The sequence below is a fragment of the Streptomyces sp. CRN 30 genome (assembly GCF_034105845.1).
In genome coordinates, this window is record NZ_JAVRHI010000367.1 from 1 (window position 1) to 18,951 (window position 18,951).

General features: G+C 74.1%; 22 protein-coding genes and 1 pseudogene. 15 read left to right on the forward strand and 8 right to left on the reverse strand.

Translation table 11 applies throughout. The annotated features are described in order from the left end of the window. Positions 1 to 1,016, forward strand: a 1,016-nt coding sequence (locus tag UW392_RS38820) for a helix-turn-helix transcriptional regulator (RefSeq protein ID WP_320779949.1), incomplete at its 5' end; no start/stop codon positions are given. A 24-nt stretch (positions 1,017 to 1,040) separates the two neighbouring features. Here UW392_RS38820 and UW392_RS38825 read toward each other — a convergent pair. Then, positions 1,041 to 1,397: a hypothetical protein gene (locus UW392_RS38825; RefSeq protein WP_320779950.1), complete on the reverse strand. Its 357-nt coding sequence runs from the start codon at positions 1,395 to 1,397 to the stop codon at positions 1,041 to 1,043. 304 nt (positions 1,398 to 1,701) lie between these two features. Here UW392_RS38825 and UW392_RS38830 point away from each other — a divergent pair, with 304 nt between their 5' ends. After that, positions 1,702 to 2,982 (forward strand): helix-turn-helix domain-containing protein, encoded by a 1,281-nt coding sequence (locus UW392_RS38830; protein WP_320779951.1) that lies wholly within the window; start codon positions 1,702 to 1,704, stop codon positions 2,980 to 2,982. A gap of 255 nt (positions 2,983 to 3,237) precedes the next feature. Here the strand turns inward: UW392_RS38830 and UW392_RS67125 are convergent, their stop codons facing one another. After that, positions 3,238 to 3,339: a hypothetical protein gene (locus UW392_RS67125; RefSeq protein WP_414496988.1), complete on the reverse strand. Its 102-nt coding sequence runs from the start codon at positions 3,337 to 3,339 to the stop codon at positions 3,238 to 3,240. On the opposite strand from UW392_RS67125, the gene UW392_RS38835 reads away from it, so the two are divergent. From UW392_RS38835 to UW392_RS38860, 6 genes are all read left to right on the forward strand, one after another. Further along, positions 3,324 to 4,106: an ABC transporter ATP-binding protein gene (locus tag UW392_RS38835; RefSeq protein ID WP_320779952.1), complete on the forward strand. Its 783-nt coding sequence runs from the start codon at positions 3,324 to 3,326 to the stop codon at positions 4,104 to 4,106. The two genes, UW392_RS67125 and UW392_RS38835, sit on opposite strands and share 16 nt — an antisense overlap. A 23-nt stretch (positions 4,107 to 4,129) precedes the next feature. Then, entirely contained in the window at positions 4,130 to 4,987 is an 858-nt protein-coding gene (locus UW392_RS38840; RefSeq protein ID WP_320779969.1) for an ABC transporter ATP-binding protein, read from the forward strand. After that, positions 4,984 to 5,880 carry a branched-chain amino acid ABC transporter permease gene (locus tag UW392_RS38845; protein ID WP_320779953.1) on the forward strand — a complete coding sequence of 299 codons (897 nt, stop codon included), beginning with the start codon at positions 4,984 to 4,986 and terminating at the stop codon, positions 5,878 to 5,880. Before UW392_RS38840 ends, UW392_RS38845 begins: the two co-directional genes overlap by 4 nt. Then, positions 5,873 to 6,997 (forward strand): branched-chain amino acid ABC transporter permease, encoded by a 1,125-nt coding sequence (locus UW392_RS38850; RefSeq protein WP_320779954.1) that lies wholly within the window; start codon positions 5,873 to 5,875, stop codon positions 6,995 to 6,997. The genes UW392_RS38845 and UW392_RS38850 overlap by 8 nt, the downstream gene beginning before the upstream one ends. After that, positions 6,994 to 8,271: an ABC transporter substrate-binding protein gene (locus UW392_RS38855; protein ID WP_320779955.1), complete on the forward strand. Its 1,278-nt coding sequence runs from the start codon at positions 6,994 to 6,996 to the stop codon at positions 8,269 to 8,271. The genes UW392_RS38850 and UW392_RS38855 overlap by 4 nt, the downstream gene beginning before the upstream one ends. A gap of 198 nt (positions 8,272 to 8,469) precedes the next feature. Next, positions 8,470 to 9,288 (forward strand): SAM-dependent methyltransferase, encoded by an 819-nt coding sequence (locus UW392_RS38860; RefSeq protein ID WP_320779956.1) that lies wholly within the window; start codon positions 8,470 to 8,472, stop codon positions 9,286 to 9,288. A 33-nt stretch (positions 9,289 to 9,321) separates the two neighbouring features. Here the strand turns inward: UW392_RS38860 and UW392_RS38865 are convergent, their stop codons facing one another. Both UW392_RS38865 and UW392_RS38870 read right to left on the reverse strand, forming a co-directional pair. Beyond that, on the reverse strand, positions 9,322 to 10,245 hold the full coding sequence (locus UW392_RS38865) for a helix-turn-helix transcriptional regulator (RefSeq protein WP_320779957.1): 924 nt from the start codon (positions 10,243 to 10,245) through the stop codon (positions 9,322 to 9,324). A 111-nt stretch (positions 10,246 to 10,356) separates the two neighbouring features. Next, complete coding sequence (locus UW392_RS38870; RefSeq protein WP_320779958.1) at positions 10,357 to 10,584, reverse strand: DUF397 domain-containing protein; 228 nt, start codon at positions 10,582 to 10,584, stop codon at positions 10,357 to 10,359. A gap of 176 nt (positions 10,585 to 10,760) precedes the next feature. On the opposite strand from UW392_RS38870, the gene UW392_RS38875 reads away from it, so the two are divergent. The 3 genes from UW392_RS38875 to UW392_RS38885 all read left to right on the forward strand — a co-directional run bounded on the left by UW392_RS38875 (position 10,761) and on the right by UW392_RS38885 (position 13,776). Beyond that, a complete protein-coding gene (locus UW392_RS38875) occupies positions 10,761 to 11,303 on the forward strand; it encodes an ATP-binding protein (RefSeq protein WP_320779959.1) in 543 nt (180 codons plus the stop codon). Positions 11,304 to 11,335: 32 nt separating this feature from the next. Continuing rightward, the gene (locus tag UW392_RS38880; protein ID WP_320779960.1) at positions 11,336 to 11,872 is read left to right on the forward strand and encodes a hypothetical protein; all 537 of its coding nucleotides are present in this window, start codon (positions 11,336 to 11,338) and stop codon (positions 11,870 to 11,872) included. Positions 11,873 to 12,006: 134 nt separating this feature from the next. Further along, entirely contained in the window at positions 12,007 to 13,776 is a 1,770-nt protein-coding gene (locus UW392_RS38885; RefSeq protein WP_320779961.1) for an ABC transporter ATP-binding protein, read from the forward strand. Positions 13,777 to 13,813: 37 nt separating this feature from the next. On the opposite strand, the gene UW392_RS38890 is transcribed toward UW392_RS38885, so the two are convergent. Next, positions 13,814 to 14,158, reverse strand: a complete 345-nt coding sequence (locus UW392_RS38890; protein ID WP_320779962.1) for a hypothetical protein — start codon at positions 14,156 to 14,158, stop codon at positions 13,814 to 13,816. A 227-nt stretch (positions 14,159 to 14,385) separates the two neighbouring features. Between UW392_RS38890 and UW392_RS38895 the strand changes: the two genes are divergently transcribed. From UW392_RS38895 to UW392_RS38905, 3 genes are all read left to right on the forward strand, one after another. Then, the gene (locus UW392_RS38895) at positions 14,386 to 14,649 is read left to right on the forward strand and encodes a DUF5133 domain-containing protein (protein WP_320779963.1); all 264 of its coding nucleotides are present in this window, start codon (positions 14,386 to 14,388) and stop codon (positions 14,647 to 14,649) included. A 194-nt stretch (positions 14,650 to 14,843) separates the two neighbouring features. Next, on the forward strand, positions 14,844 to 15,353 hold the full coding sequence (locus UW392_RS38900; RefSeq protein ID WP_320779964.1) for a hypothetical protein: 510 nt from the start codon (positions 14,844 to 14,846) through the stop codon (positions 15,351 to 15,353). 122 nt (positions 15,354 to 15,475) lie between these two features. After that, positions 15,476 to 15,679, forward strand: a complete 204-nt coding sequence (locus tag UW392_RS38905) for a hypothetical protein (RefSeq protein WP_320779965.1) — start codon at positions 15,476 to 15,478, stop codon at positions 15,677 to 15,679. 46 nt (positions 15,680 to 15,725) lie between these two features. Here UW392_RS38905 and tgmB read toward each other — a convergent pair whose 3' ends face one another. From tgmB to UW392_RS38920, 3 genes are all read right to left on the reverse strand, one after another. Further along, complete coding sequence (gene tgmB / locus UW392_RS38910; protein ID WP_320779966.1) at positions 15,726 to 16,718, reverse strand: ATP-grasp ribosomal peptide maturase; 993 nt, start codon at positions 16,716 to 16,718, stop codon at positions 15,726 to 15,728. Positions 16,719 to 16,734: 16 nt separating this feature from the next. Then, the gene (gene tgmA / locus UW392_RS38915; protein ID WP_320779967.1) at positions 16,735 to 16,926 is read right to left on the reverse strand and encodes a putative ATP-grasp-modified RiPP; all 192 of its coding nucleotides are present in this window, start codon (positions 16,924 to 16,926) and stop codon (positions 16,735 to 16,737) included. A gap of 119 nt (positions 16,927 to 17,045) precedes the next feature. Beyond that, positions 17,046 to 17,369 (reverse strand): YkvA family protein, encoded by a 324-nt coding sequence (locus UW392_RS38920; protein ID WP_320779968.1) that lies wholly within the window; start codon positions 17,367 to 17,369, stop codon positions 17,046 to 17,048. A 234-nt stretch (positions 17,370 to 17,603) separates the two neighbouring features. Between UW392_RS38920 and UW392_RS38925 the strand changes: the two are divergent. Continuing rightward, positions 17,604 to 18,951: pseudogene (locus UW392_RS38925) on the forward strand (hypothetical protein); the annotation flags it as partial.

Here is an 18,951-nt window from a genome sequence, read left to right on the forward strand (position 1 = left end):
CCGCCGCCCGGCACCTAGGCTCGGCCGCGCTGGTGCCGCAGGCCCTGGAGTACCTCGCCTACGCCGAACTCCGCGCCGGCCGGCACGCCCAGGCCCGCGCGCACGCCGAGGAAGGGCTGCGCACCGCCCTGCGCGCCGGGCAGCGCAACACCGCGGCCCTGCACCACGCCGTACTGGCCATGGCGGCGTCCATCGAGGACGACCCCGCTGTCGTGACCCGGCATGTGACGGCCGCCCAGACCACGGCCCGGCGCCACGGCCTCGCCCAGGCCGCCACCCTCGCCGAGTGGGCGGCGGCCCGTGTCGACCTCGGCCGGGGCCGGCCCCACGACGCCGCCGACCGGCTCGGCCTGCTCGTCCTGCCCGGCCCGTTGCGCGGCCACTTCGCGGTGTGGCGGCTCGCCGTGCCCTGTTTCGTGGAGGCCGCCGTCCCCGCCGGACGCCACGAGGACGCCCGTACGGTCCTGGCGGACTTCGCCGACTGGGCGGCCTTCGGCGCGGACCGGCAGTCCGCCGGCCAGCTCGCCCGGTGCCGCGCCATGCTGGCCGGACCCGACCACGCCGACGCCCTCTACCGGGCGGCCCTGGCCCGCCACGACGAGAGCGGCGTCGGCGACTTCGAACGGGCCCGTACCGCGCTGCTGTACGGCAAGTGGCTGCGCCGCCGCCGCAGACCGCGGGAGGCCCGGGACCACCTCGGCGGCGCGCTGGCCGGCTTCGAACGCTGCGGCGCCGGGGTCTGGGCCGAGCAGACCCGCGGCGAACTCCGCGCCATCGGCACCGCCCCACGGGACCCGGACGCCGGAGCCCTGACCGGACTCACCCCGCAGCAACTGCGGATCGCCCGGTACGTCGCCGAGGGCGCCACCAACCGTGAGGTCGCCCTGACCCTCGCGGTCAGCACCCGCACCGTCGACTACCACCTCCGCAAGGTCTTCGCGGTGCTCGGCGTCCGCTCCCGCGTCGAACTCGCCCGCATGGTCGACCGGTCGGAGCAGACGGCGGCCCACCCCTGACGGCCCGGCCCGCCCCCGCACGGTTCAGCGCGTCAGCGTCTCGAAACCCACCGCGTCGCAGTAGGCCACCACCCGGCCCTCCGCCTGCGGGTCGCCCTCGACCGCCAGCGCCGTGTCGGTCAGGACGTGGCTGCCGCCGGTGTCGAGACGGTCCCGGTCCAGCGGCTTCGAGGCGGCGACGACCGCGATCCCGGCGATCCCGTCGCCGCCGTCGCCCGCGTTCCTGGCCTGCTGCCAGGCGCCCAGCCGGCCGCAGTACGTCTCCCGCCGGTCATGGGCCACGGCGGAGTCGGTACCGGAGCATCCGGTCAGGCACACCCCCAGCACCCCGGCCACCGCGACGGCGACGGCGACGGCACCCCCACGCACGTAGCCACGCACGTAGCCATGCACGTAGCCACGCACGTGCCCGCGTCCGTGCCCGCGGCCGTGTCCCCGCGCGCCCCCGCGTCCGCCCGTCCTGCTCCGTCCCATGGACGTGCCCTCCCCGTGCCGTCACCGTGATGATCACGGCAGAGTACCGGCCGACGTGCGGCCGAGCCGGATTTCTGCCGCCGAGGGCCTAGGGACCGACCGGACGGTATGCCATCCTTCGGGCAGGACGAGTCAGGGGGACGGCAGCGTACGGGCGAGAAGGGCCCGGCGCGAGCCACCGCTGGAAGCCCGAGCCTGGGGGAGGACCGCGATGCACCACGCCGTACGGTCACGAGCAGCGATCCGCACCGCACCCGCACCCGTTCCGCGCCCGCGGACACGACGCGTCACGTCACTGATCGACGCCGACGCGCTCCGCGTCCTGCACCGGGCCGCCCGCGTCCTCCTGGACGACCTGCCCGACCTCACCGACCGCCTGGTGGCGGTGCTCCAGGAACAGGAGCCCGCCTACCGCGCGGCCATGGCCGGCGACCCCACCGGCACCTGGCAGGAGGCGCACCGCTCGCTGCGGCACAGCGTCACCTCGCTGCTCGACCCGCGCAGCAACCGGGAGGCGGCCCGCCGCTGCTCCTGGCGGATCGGCGCCGCCCGCGCCGAACAGGGCCTGCCGCTGGACGCCCTGCTGCACGCGTTCCGCCTCGGCGGCTCCCTGGTGTGGCAGTGCCTGGTGGAGGAGACCAGCCGCACGGCCCCCGAGGACGTCCGCCTGCTGGTGCACGTCGCCTCCGACGTGTGGAACTTCGTCGACGAGCACTCCACCCTCGTCGCCGACGCCTACCGGCAGGTGGAGTGGCAGCTCAACCGCCGCCGCGAGAACCGGGCCCGGCTGCTCACCGCCGCCCTCCTCGACGGCAGCAGCCGCATCGCCGACCTGCCCGAGGCCGCCCAGGCGCTCGACCTGCCCGAACACGGCCGGTACGTCGTCGTCGCCGTCACCGGCGGACACCCCGCGCGCACCGACCTCGCCAGGACCGCGGCCGTGCCCGACGGAGCCCGCGTGCACTGGCACGCCGGGGTCGACGTGGACCACGGCATCGTCCTCGTCACCTCGGGGGGCGGGGACGGCCCGGACGCACCGGCGCCCGTGCGCACGGACCTCGCCCCCGGCGTCCGGATCGGCGTCGGCACCCCCGTCGACGGCCTGGCCGCCGTGGGCGACGCCCGCCGGCTGGCCGACACCGCCCTGCGCATCTGTCCCGCCGGCGGCGGCACCGTACGCCTCGCCGACCACCTGCCCGCCGCCCTGGTCGTCTCCAGCCCCGAACTGGGCGGCGCCCTGGCCGACAGAGTCCTCGGCCCGCTGCTGCGCCTCGAACCCGCCGACCGGGAGGTGCTGCTGGACACCCTGACCACGTGGCTCGCCTGCGACGGCTCCGCGCAGCGGGCGGGTGAGCGGCTCTACTGCCACCGCAACACGGTGCTGAACCGGCTGCGCCGCTGCGAACAGCTCACCGGCCGCTGTCTCACCCGCCCGTCCGACATCGTGGAAGTCAGCCTGGCCCTCACCGCGCACCGGCTGCTGCCGGGCTAGGCCCTGTCGGCGCCCGACCACCGCTTCGGCGACGGGGCGCTCTCGTACAGGAGTACGACAGCACGCCCACCGGTGAGGCTGGGCGTCCGCACAGACTCGCCCCGGCCGGACTGGGACGCCGCATCGTCTCGCGCCGGGGCGCTGTACCGGCCCCGGGCGCCCGTGCTGTCGTGAGCGCGCGTTCCTCCCCGAACGCCGACCCGTCCCAGCCCGTCCCAGCACCTGCGCACCTCAGCACCTGCGCACCTCAGCACCTCAGCACCGTGAACTCCCGTACCACGTACGTCGGTACGCCCCCGTAACCGTGCCGGTCGCCACCGGTACGGCGCCAAGGAGCCGTAATGCCCGAAGCACCACCGGACGAGGCGTCCGCGCTGCACGTCGAGGAAGTCGACGTGACCTACGGCCGCGCCCTGTCCGCCCTCCGTTCCGTGTCGCTGACCGTGCCGCACGGCGGTGTCGTCGCCCTGCTCGGCGCCAACGGCGCGGGGAAGACGACGCTGCTGCGGGCCGTCTCCGGCACGCTGCGCCTGCACCGCGGCGCGGTCACCGCGGGCCGTGTCCGCTACGGCTCCACCGTCCTCGACGGCCGGGACCCGGTCGCCGCCGTCCGCGCCGGAGTCGTCCAGGTGCCCGAGGGCCGGCGGGTGTTCGCCGGGCTCAGCGTGGACGAGAACCTGCGGGCCGGGGGACTCGGCCTCACCCGCCGTTCCCCGGCCCGGACCCGCGAGGCCCGCGACCGCGTCCTCACGCTCTTCCCGCGCCTCGCCGAACGCCCCCATCAGGCCGCCGGGCTGCTCTCCGGCGGCGAGCAGCAGATGCTCGCCATCGGCCGCGCCCTGATGGCCTCCCCGCGCCTGCTCCTCCTCGACGAACCCTCCCTCGGACTCGCGCCGATGATGGTCCAGCGGATCGCCGCCGTCGTCCGCGAGATCAACACCCAGGGCACCGCCGTCCTGCTCGTCGAGCAGAACGCCGGCATGGCGCTGTCCCTCGCCGACCACGCCTACGTCCTGGAGGTCGGCGAGATCCGCCTGTCCGGACCCGCGGACGAACTCGCGCGGACCGACGCGGTGCGCCGCCTCTACCTGGGCGAGACCGCCGACGGTCAGGGGGCCGCGTGACCGCCCGCGGGCCCGAGGGGCACGTGACCGCCCGCGAGCCGGAGGAGCGCGCGACGACCCGCGTCGCGGCCCCGCCCCCGCTGGAGGTCCGGGACGTCACGGTGCGCTTCGCCGGTCTCACCGCCCTGGACGAGGTGTCCTTCACCGTCGCCCCCGGCACCGCGCACGCCGTCATCGGCCCCAACGGCGCCGGCAAGTCCACCTGCTTCAACGTCCTGTCCGGGCTCTACCGCCCCGCCTCCGGCACCGTCCGGCTCGGCACCACCGAGCTGACCCGGCTCGCCCCGCACCGGATCGCCGCCCTGGGTGTCGCCCGTACCTTCCAGAACATCGTCACCACCCAGGGCACGGTCGCCGACAACCTGATGCTCGGCCGCCACGCCCTGTCCCGCGCCGGCTTCGCCGCCAGCGCCCTGCGGCTGCCCGGCGCCGTCCGGGAACAGCGCGCCCATCTCGCCCGCGCCCGTGAGATCGCCGAACTCACCGGGCTCGGCGCCCTCTTCGACACCCCCGTCGCCCTGCTCTCCTACGGCGACCGCAAGCGCGTGGAACTCGCCCGCGCCCTCTGCCTGGAGCCCCGTGTGCTGCTGCTCGACGAACCCGTGGCCGGCATGAACGCCGCCGAACGGGCCCGCACCGCCGACGTCGTCCGCGACGTACGCGCCGAACTCGGCCTCTCCGTGGTGCTGGTGGAACACGACATGGGCCTGGTCATGCGGCTCGCCGACGAGGTCACCGTCCTCGACTTCGGCCGCCGCATCGCCCACGGCACCCCGAGCGAGGTGAAGCGCGACCCCGAGGTGCTCCGCGCCTACCTCGGCACCGAAAGCACCGAAAGCACCGAGAACACGGGGCAGACCACCGGGGAGGGCGCCGCATGACCGGCCTGCTCGACAACCTCCTCAACGGCGTCGCCCTCGGCGCCGTCTACGCCCTGATCGCCCTCGGCTTCGTCACCATCTTCAAGGCGTCCGGCGTCCTCAGCTTCACCCACGGCTCCCTGCTCCTCTTCGGCGGCTACCTCGTCGCCGTCCTCCACGACGACCTCGGCTTCGCCGGCGCCCTCGCCCTCGCGATCGTCGCGACGGCGGCCCTCGCCGGGCTCCTGGACCGGGTCCTGCTCCAGCGCATCGGCACCGACGGCCACGCCGCCCACGTCCAGACCATCGTCACCATCGGCATCGACATCGTCCTCGTCACCGACCTGGCCCGGCGGATCGGCGGCGACCTGCTCTCCCTCGGCGACCCCTGGGGCGACGCGGTGACCGAGATCGGCCCGGTGACCGTCGCCGACAGCCGCATCGCCGCGATCGTCGTCTCCGCCCTCGCCATCGGCGGCGCGTTCGCCCTGTTCCGGTTCACCCCCTGGGGCCTGTCGCTCCGCGCGGCGGCCGAGGACGCCGAGGCCGCCGCGCTGATGGGCGTACGGCTGACCCGGGTACGGATGCTCGCCTGGTGCCTGGCCGGGGCGCTCGCCGCGCTGGCCGCCGTCTTCCTCGCCGCGTTCCCGGCCCCGGGCCTGGAACGCACCACCGGGCAGATCGCCCTCAAGGCGTTCCCCGCCGCGATCCTCGGCGGCATGGCCTCGCCCGTCGGCGCCCTGGTCGGCTCGATGCTGATCGGCCTCACCGAGGCGTTCGTCGCCGGCTACCAGTCCGACCTGCACGTCCTCGGCGAGGGCTTCGGCGACGTCGCCCCGTACGCCGTGATGATCCTCGTCCTCCTGGTCCGCCCCGCCGGACTCTTCGCGGCGAAGGGAGCGGCCCGTGTCTGACCTCCTCAAGTACGGCCGGCTGCTGGTCCCGCTGCTGCTGCTCGGCGCCCTGCCCTTCTACCTCGACGCGTTCTGGCTGCGCATCGGCCTGTTCTCGATGGCCGCCGCCATCGGCGCGGTCGGCCTCGGCCTGCTCACCGGCAGCGCCGGACAGCTCTCCCTCGGCCACGCCTTCTTCCTCGCCGTCGGCGCCTACGGCTACGTCTGGCTGGCGGGCGAGCCGGGCCCCGGACTGCCGCCCGCCGTCGCCCTCGTCCTGGCGGTGCTCCTCGCGGGCGCGGCCGGTGGCCTCTTCAGCCCCGTCGCCGGCCGGGTCAAGGGCATCTACCTGGGCGTCGCCACCCTCGCCCTGGTCTTCCTCGGCCACCATGTGCTGCTCACCGCGGACTCCGTCACCGGCGGCTTCAACGGCCGCTCCGTACCGCCGCTGGAGATCGGCGGGTTCACCTTCGACCAGGGCGACGACCTCACCGTCCTCGGCGTGCCGTTCGGCGCCGAGGAACGGCTGTGGTACCTCGGCCTCGCCCTGTTCGCCCTCACCTGGTTCACCGCCCGCGGCCTGCTCCGCGGCCGGCCCGGCCGCGCCCTGGTCGCCCTGCGCGACAGCGAGACCGCCGCGTCCGTGATGGGCGTGCACGTCGCCCGCTACCGCTCGGCCGCCTTCGTCGTCTCCTCCATGTACGCCGGACTCGCCGGGGTCCTGCTGGCCCTGGCCTTCCGCCGCGTGGTGCCCGACTACTTCTCCCTCGCCCTCTCCGTCGACTACCTCGCCATGATCGTCATCGGCGGGCTCGGCTCCGTCGCCGGAGCCACCGCGGGCGCCGTCTTCGTCACCGCGCTGCCGCTGCTGATGACCCGCTACGCCGACCAGTTGCCGCTGGTCGCCACGCCCGGGAGCGGCGACGGCTCGGTCGGCCCGACCGAGGCCGCCCGCTACCTCTACGGAGCCGCCATCGTCGTGATCCTGCTCTACGCCCCCGACGGCCTCTCCGGCCTCGCGCGGCGCACCCGGGCCCGGCTCCGCCGCCGCCCCGGCGCCCCCGCACCCTCCTCCGACGCCGGGGCCCCGCCCCGGCCCTCCGCAACCGCCGTACGAGCCAAGGAGCACACTCCGTGAACGCCACGCACACCAGGTCCCGCCTCACCAAGACCGCCCTGGCCGCGGCCGTCGCCGCCGTCCTGCTCGCGGGCACGGCGTGCAGCTCCAAGGGCGACGGCGACGGCGGCGGCGACGGCGCCGACGGCGTCAAGGCCGGCCCCGGCGTCAGCGACGCGACCATCAAACTGGGCGCGCTCACCGACCTCACCGGCCCCTACGCCACCCTCGGCAAGTCCATCGTGCAGGCCCAGCAGATGTGGGCCGACGAGACCAACGCGGCGGGCGGCATCTGCGACCGCAAGGTCGAGATCGTCGTCAAGGACCACGGCTACGACGTACAGAAGGCCGTCGCCGCCTACGCCGACATCTCCTCCGACGTGGTCGCGCTGCCGCAGGTCATCGGCTCGCCGGTGGTCTCCGCGCTGCTCGACGACATCGAGCGGGACGAGATGCTGACCTTCCCGCAGGCGTGGGCGGCCGACCTGCTCGGCAAGGACGCCGTACAGGTCCTCGGCACCACCTACGACCTCGACATGATCGCCGCCGTCGACTACCTGACCCGCGAGAAGAAGATCACGAAGGGCGCCACCATCGGCCACGTCTACTTCGAGGGCGACTACGGCGCCAACGCCCTGGAGGGCTCCGAGTGGGCGGCCGAGAAGGCGGGCCTGAAGGTGGTGGGCCAGAAGATCAAGGCCACCGACACCGACCTGACCGCGCAGGTCTCCGCGCTGCGCAAGGCCGGTGTGAAGGCCGTCCTGATCAGCGCGGGACCCGCGCAGACCGCGTCCCTCGCCGGCGTCGCGGCCTCCGTCGGCCTGACGGTGCCCATCGTCTCCAGCGCCCCCGGCTACGCCCCGCAGCTGATGAAGACCCCGGCGGCGAAGGCGCTGGAGGCCATGGTGAACGTGGTCAGCGCCGCACCGGCGGTCAGCTCCGACCTGCCGGGCGTCCAGAAGATGGTCACCGCCTACGGCAAGAAGTACCCGGACTCCCCGGTCGACTCCGGCGTGCTCTCCGGCTACAACGCGGCCCAGTTGCTCGGCGCCGACCTGAAGAAGGCGTGCGAGGGCGGCAGCCTCACCCGGGAGGACGTCGTCAAGGCCCACCGCTCGCAGGACGACGCCGACACCGGACTCGGGACGCCGCAGAACTTCACCGACGTCTCCCAGCCCGCCAGCCGGTCCACCTACGTGCTCAAGCCCGACGCCAAGGCCACCGGCGGCATGGTGAACGTCGAGGAGGCCCACGAGGCGCCCGGCGTCGAGGAGTACCTGGCCTCCCGAGGCTGACCCGCGGAGCGGGGGGTGGGGCACCGGTCCGCCCGGCGCCCCACCGCCGTCCGTCCTGCCGCCGTCCGTCCCGGTCCCGTCCGGTCCTGGCCCGGTCCCGTCCGGTCCACGGGCTGGTTCGGGCGAACATCGGCTGCCTAGGATGTACTCTCAGTCAAATCAACGCAGTTGGCGCCGCCGTACGAAGCTGGGGGAACGATGCAGGCCGACAAGCAGCTGTCCACGGAGATCAACGCCAACGTGCCGACGGCCGCTCGCATGTACGACTACTACCTGGGCGGCAAGGACAACTACGCGGCCGACCGGGCGGCGGTCGACGAGCTCGACAAGGTCGTCCCCAGCACCCGCCGACTGGCCCTGAACAACCGGCGCTTCCTCCAGCGCGTGGTGCGTGTCCTCGCCCAGGAGTACGGCGTCCGCCAGTTCCTGGACCACGGCTCCGGCCTGCCCACCCAGAACAACGTGCACCAGGTCGCCCAGCGCGTCGCCTCCGACTCCCGGGTGGTCTACGTCGACAACGACCCGATGGTGCTGGTCCACGGCCGCGCGCTGCTCGACCAGAACGAGCGTACGGCCGTCATCCACGCGGACATGCGGGCGACCGACGAGATCTTCGCGCACCCCGAGACCCAGCGCCTCATCGACTTCTCCCAGCCGGTGGCCGTGCTCTTCAACTCGGTCTTCCACTGCATCCCGGACAGCGAGACCGACGGCCCGGCGGCGGTCGCCCGTCGGGTCACCGAGCGCCTGGCGCCCGGCAGTTACGCCGTGATGTGCCAGCTGGTCAGCGAGGACCCCGAGGTCCGCGCGTCCGTCACCGCCTTCATGGACCAGGCCACCCAGGGCCACTGGGGCCGTGTACGCCAGGAGAAGGACGTGGCGGAGTGGTTCGACGCGATGGACGTCCTCGCGCCGGGTCTGGTCGAGGTGTCGACCTGGCGTCCGGACACCGAGGTGGCGCCCCGGCAGCTCACTCAGGAGTGGATCGAGTTCGGCGGGGTCGGCCGCGTCCGCTGAGACGGACCCCGGCCGCGAGGCGGTCCCGCGCGCTCACCGCGCGGGATAGCGGTCCCCGATCGTCCGGCACAGCAGCTCCACCGACTCCTTCGGGGTGAGCGCCTCGTCGGCCAGCCGGTCCAGGGCGACCCGGTACTCCTCGGTCTCGTCCCGGTCCTCCAGGAAGTTGGCGCTGCGGATGTGCTCCAGGTAGACCACGTCCGGCAGGTCGGCGCCGCTGAAGCGCAGGTAGGTCACCGGTATCGCGGGCGCCGACGCGTTGGTCACGTTCAGCGGCACGATCTGGAGTGTCACGTTGGGCCGCGCGGCGATCCGCGCGAGGTGCTCCAGCTGCTCACGCATCACCGCCGCGCTGCCCAGCACCCGCAGCAGCACCGACTCGTCGATGATCGCCCACACCTGCGGCGCGCCGGCCCGGGAGACCAGCTCGGCCCGGCGCGAGCGCAGTTCGACCCGTCGCTCGACCTCGGCCGCCGGCGCGTTCGGCAGGCCGCGCTCCACCACCGCACGGGTGTAGGCGGGCGTCTGCAGCAGACCGGGGACGTACTGGATCTCGAACGTACGGATGGTCTCGGCCGCCTCCTGCAGTCCGACCAGCCGGTCGAACCACTCGGGCATCAGCCGCTTGTCGTACCGCTGCCACCAGCCCGGCTCCCCGGCCCGGCGCAACAGCTTCACCAGGACCGACGCCTCGTACTCGTCGGTGCCGTACAGCGCGAGCAGGGCGCGGACATCGGTCTCCGTCGGCGGCCTGCGGCCCTTGCCGGCCTCGATGCGGGAGAGCTTCGCCGCGCTGAACCCCAGCTCCCGCGCGGCCTGGTCCTGCGAGAGGCCGGCGTCCTCGCGGAACCCCGCGAGCTGCACGCCGACGAGCATCTTCAGCAGGGTGGGGGCCGGCTCGGGCCGCTCCAGATAAGGTTCGAGACGGGAGAGGCGGTGCGACGAGACGGCGGACATACCTGACTCCCAGCAGACCGGCAGACGTGGGGAACAGACTATCCCATCGGGCCGGCGCCTACCCTACCGGCCCGTAGAAATCCGGCAGTTGAGCCGGGTCCGGCGCGACCCTCAGAGCAGGTGGTCGAACTCGCCGTCCTTCGCCCCGGCCACGAAGGCCGCGACCTCGGCGGGGGTGTAGACGAGCGCCGGGCCGTCGGGGTCGCGGGAGTTGCGCAGCGCGATGCCCCCGTCGACCCGGGCGACCTCGACGCAGTTGCCCTCGGCGTTGCTGTGGCGGCTCTTGGTCCAGCGGGCGTCCAGCGAACTCGCCCGTACTCCGTTGTGTACCTGTGGCACCGCGGTCTCCTTGCTGTTCCGGGGGAGCGGACAGCGGCTCTCGGCCTCGCGCGCTCCCAGCCGATTTCTCGCGCAATTTCTCGTGCAATTGCACGCGAGCGCTGTCAGCGTGGATAATAGCCGTGGCGCAACCCCTGCGTCGACGCCCCAACCTGACCCCGTATCAGGGAGTTGTCGTGCCGTCACCCGCGTCCCCCGCACTCCGGCCGCTGAGCGCGCTCGCGGCCCGGACGCAGGACGGCGCCGGTCAGCTCCCCGCCGGACCGGGACAGTTCGCCTCTCCCGAGGCGTCCCGCCCCCGGGACCGGCGGGCCGCGGCGGTCAGCCTCTGCCTCGCCTGCGACCGCGCGGGCTTCGCGCGGGCCCGCGCCTTCACCCGCGACACCCTGCGCGACTGGCGGTTGGAGGAGAGGACCGACGACGCCGTCCTGGTCGTCACCGAACTGGCCGCCAACGCCGCCGTGCACGGCACGGCCGCGGGCGACGGCCCGGCGGAGTTCCGGCTCGGGCTCAGCCTGGAGCCCGGGGTGCTGACGCTGACCGTCTCCGACCCCGGCACGGACGCACCCGTGCCGGCCCCGGCCGACGACCGCTCCCTGCCGGAGCACGGCCGCGGCCTGCGGATCGTCGACGCGCTGGCCGACGTATGGGGGTGGGTCCCCGGACCCGCCCCGGGCAAGACCGTCTTCGCCAGGCTGCCGGCCCGCCCCTCGCCCTGACCCCACCGACCGCTGCGGAAAGGCCCCACGCCATGTGCCCCGCTCCGACCCAGCAGCCGAGCACCCAGCGCACCGAACTCCGGCCCCCCACGGCCGGCCCCGCCGTCCTGCGCGGACTCGACCGGATTCCCTGGGCCGAGATCCAGGACTCCAGCGGATCCGCCGCGGCCGTACCCGCCCTGCTCGGCCGGGTGGCCGGTGACGATCCCGAGGCCGCGCTGGCCGCCCTCGCCGAACTGCGCGGCCGCGTCTGCCAGTACGGCTTCGTCGTCGAGCAGGCGACCGCCGCCACCGTCCCCTTCCTCTGGGAACTCGCCCAGCATCCCGGGGTGACCTGCCGCGCGCAGATCATCCGGCTGCTCAAGAACATCGCGGACGCCCGGCAGTGGGAGAGCACCGCCGCCGTCTATCCCAAACTGCTCAACCACCGCGAGAACCCCGTCGTCTGGGAGCGCGCGGCCCGCCAGGCCGTCCGCGCCCGCCGGGCCGCCCTGGAGCGCCTGATGGCCGACGACGACACGGAGGTCACCCGCGTCACCAGCGAACTGGCCCGCGTCATCGGGGAGTAGGGCCGGTTCGACCCGCGTCCCCCACGGGGGTGGGGGCGCGGGTCTCCCGCTGCGTGGGACGGTGTGGCGCACTCCCGGCCGAACGGGTAAGAAAGCGCTTGCCCCACCCACGGCCGCACGGGAGGACCACGCCGATGGCGTCGTCGCTTGAAAAACCGCTCGACCACCGCTACCGCGGCGAGCACCCGATCCGCACCCTCGTCTACCTCTTCCGCGCCGACCGCCGCCGGCTGGCGGGCGCGGTCGCCGTCTTCACGGTCAAGCACAGCCCTGTCTGGCTGCTGCCGCTGATCACCGCGGCCATCGTCGACACCGTCGTCCAGCACCGGCCGATCAGCGACCTGTGGGTCGCCACCGGGATCATCATGTTCATCCTGGTGGTCAACTACCCGCTGCACCTGCTCTACGTCCGGCTCCTGTACGGCAGCATCCGCCGCATGGGCACCGGACTGCGCTCCGCGCTCTGCACCCGCATGCAGCAGCTCTCCATCGGCTACCACTCCCGGGTCAGCGCCGGTGTGCTCCAGGCCAAGGTGGTCCGCGACGTCGAGACGGTGGAACAGGCCGTGCAGCAGACCGCGGAGACCGGACTCGGCGCGGTCACCGTCCTGGTCGGCGGGCTCGTCATCATCGGCGTGCGCACCCCGGAGTTCCTGCCGGTGTTCCTCGTCGTCGTGCCCGCCGCCTCCCTCCTCGTGGCCCGGCTGCGGTCCCGGCTGCGCACCCACAACGAGCACTACCGCCACGAGGTCGAGACCCTGTCGTCCCGGGTGACCGAGATGACCCGGCTGATACCGGTGACCCGCGCCCACGGCCTGGAGCGCAAGGCGCTGCGCCGCATGGACGGCACCCTGGACCGGCTGCTGACCTCCGCGCTCCGCCTCGACCTGGTCAACGGCCGCTTCGGCTCGCTGTCCTGGGTCGTCCTCAACGTCGTCGGCGTCCTCGTCCTGGCCGGCGCCGCGCTCGTCGCCTACTACGACGTGTGGGGCGTCACCGCCGGCGACGTCGTCATGCTCAGCGCCTTCCTCACCACCCTCACCAACAACACCACCACGCTGGCGAGCCTCGCCCCGGTCATCACCAAGGGCCTGGAGTCCGTACGGTCCGTCGGCGAGGTGCTCCAGGCGCCCGAACTGGAGGACAACGAGGGCAAGGCCGAGCTGACCGCGCTGCGCGGCGCCGTCACCTTCGAGCACGTCGGCCACGCCTACGACGGCGACGGACGGGCCGCGGTGGACGACTTCACCCTCGACGTCGCGCCCGGCGAGACCGTCGCCCTGGTCGGCGCGTCCGGCGCGGGCAAGTCCACCGTCCTCAACCTGGTGATCGGCTTCCTGCGCCCCACCTCCGGCCGGCTGCTGCTCGACGGCACCGACATGAACACCCTCGACCTGCGGACCTACCGGCGGTTCGTCTCGGTGGTGCCGCAGGAGTCGATCCTCTTCGACGGCACCGTCCGGGAGAACGTCGCCTACGGCATGGACGACGCCGACGAGGAGACGGTGCGCGCCGCGCTGCGCGACGCCAACGCCCTGGAGTTCGTCGACCGGCTGCCGCGCGGCCTGGACACGCTGGTCGGCGAGCACGGGGCCCGGCTCTCCGGCGGCCAGCGGCAGCGCCTCGCCATCGCCCGCGCGCTGATCCGCGACCCCCGGGTGCTGATCCTCGACGAGGCCACCTCGGCGCTCGACACCCGGTCCGAGGCGCTGGTCCAGGAGGCCCTCGCCCGGCTGCTGCGCGGTCGCACCACCTTCGTCGTCGCGCACCGGCTCTCCACCGTGCGGGGCGCCGACCGGATCGTGGTGATGGGGGAGGGGCGCATCGAGGAGATCGGCACCCACGAGGAACTGCTCGGCCGGGGCGGCGCGTACACCGCGCTGCACAGCGGACAGGTCGCCTGAAGCCAGGGGCCCCGGCCGCCGGCGCGCGGCGGGGCCGTCAGGCCGCGCTGCTCCGCGGCAGCCGTCGGGCGCAGCGCGCGTCGTGGTCGGTGCCCAGACTCGTCCACCAGCGCTCGCAGCAGGCGGCCGCCAGTTCGGCCCGGACCAGCGCGTCGGCGGCAGCGGACCCGCGGGGCCCGGTGCGGGGCGCGGCGCGGGGCGGACGGTCCGGCTCGGCGGACTCCGTCTCGCGCACGACCGCGACCACCGGCACCATGCTGGCGCCCGCGAACGCGGCTGCGGCCCACAGCGGGCCGTACCGGAACTCCAGGACCGCGGTCCAGGCCAGTCCGGTACTGGTGGCGAGGTAGAGGGCGCAGAGCAGGCGGCTGGATCGTGTCATCGAAGGGAGCGCTTCCGTCCGGGGATGCGGTACGGGCTGCTCAACGGCGCACGGCCGCCCGGGGAAGCGGGGCGTTCCCTCTCTTTTCGGCCACGCTGATGACCGTTCGGGCGGTCAGGCGGTAGGTAAGCGTAGAAAACCGGTCAATTGAGAGCAGCGACGCGCATGTTGCGAATGATGTGGCCGGGTCCGGGCAGGCGCACGGTAAATCGAGAGAGGGGCGCTACGTGCTCGTACCGGACCCGAAGGTCGTCAGAGAGTTGCTGACGCGCTACGCGTCGCTGCGAATCGCGCAGGCCGAGCGGGAGACGCCGGCCACGGCGCGGGAGCTGGCCGACGTCAGCTACACCCTGTGCGTGATGATGGGCACCACCAGCACCAACGAGGCGGTGGCGAAGGCGGACGAACTGCTGATCGCCAGGACGGGAACGACGGCCGTCGTCGACGCGGCCGACCCGGACGAGGAGAGCGATCTGTCGCTGGCCGTCTGAGACCGGACGGTCCTCCGCCGGGGCCGCCGGCCCGTCCAGGGCCCGGCGGCGCCGGCGGACCGCCCGGAGGCGGGCGGCGCGGCCCGGTTGGCGAGAATCCGTCGAAAGCTGTCACCCCCGCCCCTGTGTGATCGTCCGGCGGCTTCCTAGCGTGGGACCGGTCCAGCCGACCGATCCCGCCCGGAGCCCGACCGATGACGAAACTCCTGCTGTCCCTGCACGTCCTGGCCGCCATCGTGGCGGTCGGCCCCGTCACCGTGGCCGCCAGCATGTTCCCGCCCGCCGTCCGCCGGACGGCGCTGCCCGCCACGGCCGGAACAGGCACGCCCGCCACGGCCGGAACCGGCACGCCCGACGGGGACGGCACGGGCACCGTACGGCTCCTGCACCGCATCTGCCGCGTCTACGCGGGACTCGGCATCGCCGTGCCGCTCCTCGGCTTCGTCACCGCCCAGGCGATGGGCGTCCTCGGCGACGCCTGGCTCATCGCCTCCGTCGTCCTGACCGCCGCCGCGGCCGGTGTCCTCATCGTCCTCGTCCTGCCCGGCCAGGAGGACCTCCTCCGGCGGCTCGACGGCGGGCACGGCACCGTCGAACGCGCCCGCACCGTCCGGCTCGCCATGGTCACCGGCCTGTTCAACCTGTTGTGGGCCGCCGTGACCGTCCTGATGATCGTCCGGCCCGGCTCCACCACCGGAGCCTGACCCCCACCCGCCTCACGCGTCCCGTCTTACGGGGGAATGCGCACGACCGCACGACGGGACGCCTAGACTGCTCAGTCGCGCCTGACCCTCAGGGGCGGTCGACAGGAAAGGCATGTTGACGGGTGTTCCACGATTCCCCCATCTACGACCGACTCGTCGCCGAGCACGGCGACGTCCCCGCGGTGGTGCGCCGGGAGGCCGAGCGCGTGAACCGGGAGCTGGAGGCCGTCATGCGCCCGATGCACGCTCCCGGCCGCGAACGCCCCCCGGCCCCCGGCAACGGCTGGCAGCGCACCGCCCTGCTGCCGGGACCGCGCCCGAACTGACGCCCGAACCGACCGGTACCGGCCGCCGGCCGGCGGTGCGCCGCGCTCAGCGGACCGCCGCGCCGGCGCCGTCGCCGCCGTCCGGGCACCCGGGGTCCCCGGCGCCGGGAAGCGCCAGCCACTCGGCGATGCTCCGCGCCACGGGCTGACCGGTCTCCACCTCGATGAACCCGAACTGCCCCGACTGGTTGCACTCCAGGAACCACCAGGTGCCGTCACCGTCCTCGGCGAAGTCGAACGCCCCGTAGGCCAGCCCCGCCTCACCCACATAGGACAGCACGGCCTCCGCGACGCGCGGCGCGACCTCCACCGGACGCCACGGCTCCGCCGACGCGGCGAACCGCACGTCCACCTCGTCGGGGTCCGCCCCGGCGGCGGACGCCTTGCGCGCGGCCAGCAGCCGGTCGCCGACGACCGTCAGCCGGATGTCGGCGCGCTTGGGAACCCGCCGCTGCAGCAGGGTGGGGCCGAAGGCGACCGCGGAGAAGTCCGTCTCCGGGGAGACCCGGCTGGTGGGCACCGCCCGCGGCGGATCCTGCGGATGCGCCCCGGAGACCGGCTTGACCACCAGATCGGGGTAGCGCTGCGCGAACTCGCGGGCCGCCCGCGGGAACGTCGTGATGAGCGTCGCGGGCACCGGCAGGCCGCAGCTCTGCGCCAGCCGCAGCTGCCAGGGCTTGTGACGGGCCCGGCGGGCCGCGTCCGGATGGTTCATCCACCGCGCCCCGCAGCCGCGCAGCATGCCGTAGAGGGCCTGGGCCGACTCCTCGGCCAGCCACGGCGACGGCTGCGCCGCGTGCGCTGCCGGCTCGCCCGGCCTGCGCACCCACACCGAGCGCAGCCCTCCGATGCTCACCAGCCGGCCCCCCGAGGACAGGTGCCCGCGGAAGGAGCCGTGCGCGAACTCCCCCGACAGGGCCACCGATCCGGTCAGGTCGGCCGGATCCAGACGCACCACCGGAACACCCGACTCGTTGAGGTGGACGACCACCATGTCGGCGGTGACGTCCTCTTCACAGGTCAGGATCAGAACGGTCATCGAACGCGTTCCGTGTTCAGTCGTCGAAGTGTGTCTTCGAGCCCGCCGTGGAGGTCGTGGTCCCCAGCTCCCTCAGCAGAGCGTGGTCTCCCGCGGCCACGCGTCCGTCGAAGAGGACGTTCAACTGCAGTCCTGAGTCGTAGACATACGGAGTGGCGACCTCCGACTCCACTGCGGGACGTGCGTAGTTGAGCGCGAACGGTTGCATCGTCTCTCCCTCGTCGGTGCTGCGCCGACCAAGCGGTGGGGCGGCTGTGACGTCATCCGGTCCGCCGATCTCCTCGGCTTTACAGAGACTTATACGAGTCGAACGAGTGATTGGTTTCCTTACTCTCCGTGATCACGGGGCGAGTTCGCGACCTGAGGCCGCGTCACGCCGTGTCCGCGCACGCCGAGGGAGCCGCGCGCGGAACGCAGAGCGAGGAGAAGGACGCCGATGTCGTCGAGGTACACCGGATCGGGCACCAGGTCGGTGGGCAGCACCAGATAGAGGACGGCACCCCAGAAGACCCAGCGCGGTCCGGTCGGCAGTCCGGCCCTGCGCAGCTCGCGCCGGGTCCGTATCAGCCGTACCAGGACGGCCACCGCCAGGGCCAGGACGACCACCGCGAGCGACACCGCGACGACGAGCACCGTCGTGGTCGTATCCATGCCGCCCCCTCCCTTCCGGTGCGCTGACGCACGCGTCTTCGACCGGATTCCCCCTCGACGCGCGGGTATGGCAGCCGGACGGGTTCTCTTCCGGCCGCTCACCCACACGGCTCACCCCTGTGCCTCGTCCGGGTGGCAGGCCACCGCCCGGACGCTTAGTAATGGTCACCACAGAGTCGCGTGTCGCCTGTCGGGGACGCAGGAGCGGCCGCATTCCTTCAGACGGAGAAGACCATGACCACCGGTTCTTCAACACCCCGCCCGAACGAGTACGCCATAGCCGGCTCCGTGGACCTGCCGTCCGCGGAGACCACCACCGCCACGGGCGTCCACCCGGTGCGCCCGGTGCGCCCTTCGGGCGCCGCCCCCGATCCCTATCCCGACTCCTTCGACGAGGAGCCGCCGCCGTTCGACGAACTGGACGAGTTCGACGAGTTCGACGTGCCGGACGAACCGGCCGACGCGAACGGGTCCGGTGGCCCCGCCGAGCCGCAGGGGCCCGGTGCGCATGGTGGGCCCGGTGGGCCGGGTCGGTCGGACGGGTCGGGGAGGCCCGACGAGGGGGGACGACTGGACGAGCTCACCGAGCCCGCGGACCGTGCCGGTCCTGCCGCAAGTGCGGCCGCCGCACCCCGCCGGCCGGGCTCGGACGGAACCCGGCCCACCGCCCCGGGACAGCCGGGTACGGAGCGGGACCGGGACTTCGGGGCCGGGCAGAGCGGCTCGGTCGTCGGCGCCGGGCCGTCGGGCGTGGGGCAGGGCCCCCGCGTCGCCCCGGAGCCGTCGCGGGCCCCGGCCGGGGCCGGGCGGCAGACACGCCCGGAGTCCGGACGGCCCGACCCGGGCCGGACGCGGTCCGCGGAACCGTCGCACCCCGCTCAGGACCGGCCGCCCCGCCCGGAGCACGGCCCGTCGGCCGCCCCGCCCGTGGTCGCCCGGCTCGCGTCGCCCGAGGAGGCGGCCGCCCGGTACGGCGACCCCGTCGGCGACCTGGTGCGCGCCGCCGTCGCCGACCGCCCGCTGGACGAGGTCGTCGCCCTCATCACGACGCTGGAGCAGTCCCCCCAGTACGCGCAGGCCACCCTCGGTGCCCTCCGCGCGGTGGGCGTCAACCGCTCCGTGGAGGACGTGACCCGGCTGGTCGGCCTGCTGACCCGGCCGCCCCGCCACCCGGACAGCGCCGACGAGGCGATCCGGGCCGCCGCCGAGCACCGCTCGGTCGAGGACGTCACCCGGCTGATGGAACTGCTGCACCGCGATCCCCTGGAGCCGCACTGCGGCCAGGAGGCGGTCCGGGCCGCGGCGACCGGCCGGCCCGTGGAGGAACTGGTGCAGCTGATCGGCCGCCTGGCCGTGGAGCGGCCGGAGAACGCCGACCCGGCCGCCGCCCGCGCGCCGAGGTCCCCGGGCGGCGCCGACCGCGCCGGACACGGGGACGAGCCGGACCGGGCGGACGCCGCGAACGGGACGGCCGGCAACCGCCGGGCCGCGCGCCGGAGCCGCGGGGAGGGCCGGGCCGAGCGGCCCGCCGCCTCCAGGACCGCGGCCTGGACGGGCTGGATCGCCGCCGCGGCGCTCGCCG

Coding starts and splice junctions, on each gene's coding strand:
- UW392_RS38830 (WP_320779951.1), top strand. CDS start 1,702: ATGCACCACGCCGTACGGTCACGAGCAGCGATCCGCACCGCACCCGCA.
- UW392_RS38835 (WP_320779952.1), top strand. CDS start 3,324: ATGCCCGAAGCACCACCGGACGAGGCGTCCGCGCTGCACGTCGAGGAA.
- UW392_RS38845 (WP_320779953.1), top strand. CDS start 4,984: ATGACCGGCCTGCTCGACAACCTCCTCAACGGCGTCGCCCTCGGCGCC.
- UW392_RS38860 (WP_320779956.1), top strand. CDS start 8,470: ATGCAGGCCGACAAGCAGCTGTCCACGGAGATCAACGCCAACGTGCCG.
- UW392_RS38865 (WP_320779957.1), bottom strand. CDS start 10,245: ATGTCCGCCGTCTCGTCGCACCGCCTCTCCCGTCTCGAACCTTATCTG.
- UW392_RS38880 (WP_320779960.1), top strand. CDS start 11,336: ATGTGCCCCGCTCCGACCCAGCAGCCGAGCACCCAGCGCACCGAACTC.
- UW392_RS38885 (WP_320779961.1), top strand. CDS start 12,007: ATGGCGTCGTCGCTTGAAAAACCGCTCGACCACCGCTACCGCGGCGAG.
- UW392_RS38890 (WP_320779962.1), bottom strand. CDS start 14,158: ATGACACGATCCAGCCGCCTGCTCTGCGCCCTCTACCTCGCCACCAGT.
- UW392_RS38900 (WP_320779964.1), top strand. CDS start 14,844: ATGACGAAACTCCTGCTGTCCCTGCACGTCCTGGCCGCCATCGTGGCG.
- tgmB (WP_320779966.1), bottom strand. CDS start 16,718: ATGACCGTTCTGATCCTGACCTGTGAAGAGGACGTCACCGCCGACATG.
- tgmA (WP_320779967.1), bottom strand. CDS start 16,926: ATGCAACCGTTCGCGCTCAACTACGCACGTCCCGCAGTGGAGTCGGAG.
- UW392_RS38920 (WP_320779968.1), bottom strand. CDS start 17,369: ATGGATACGACCACGACGGTGCTCGTCGTCGCGGTGTCGCTCGCGGTG.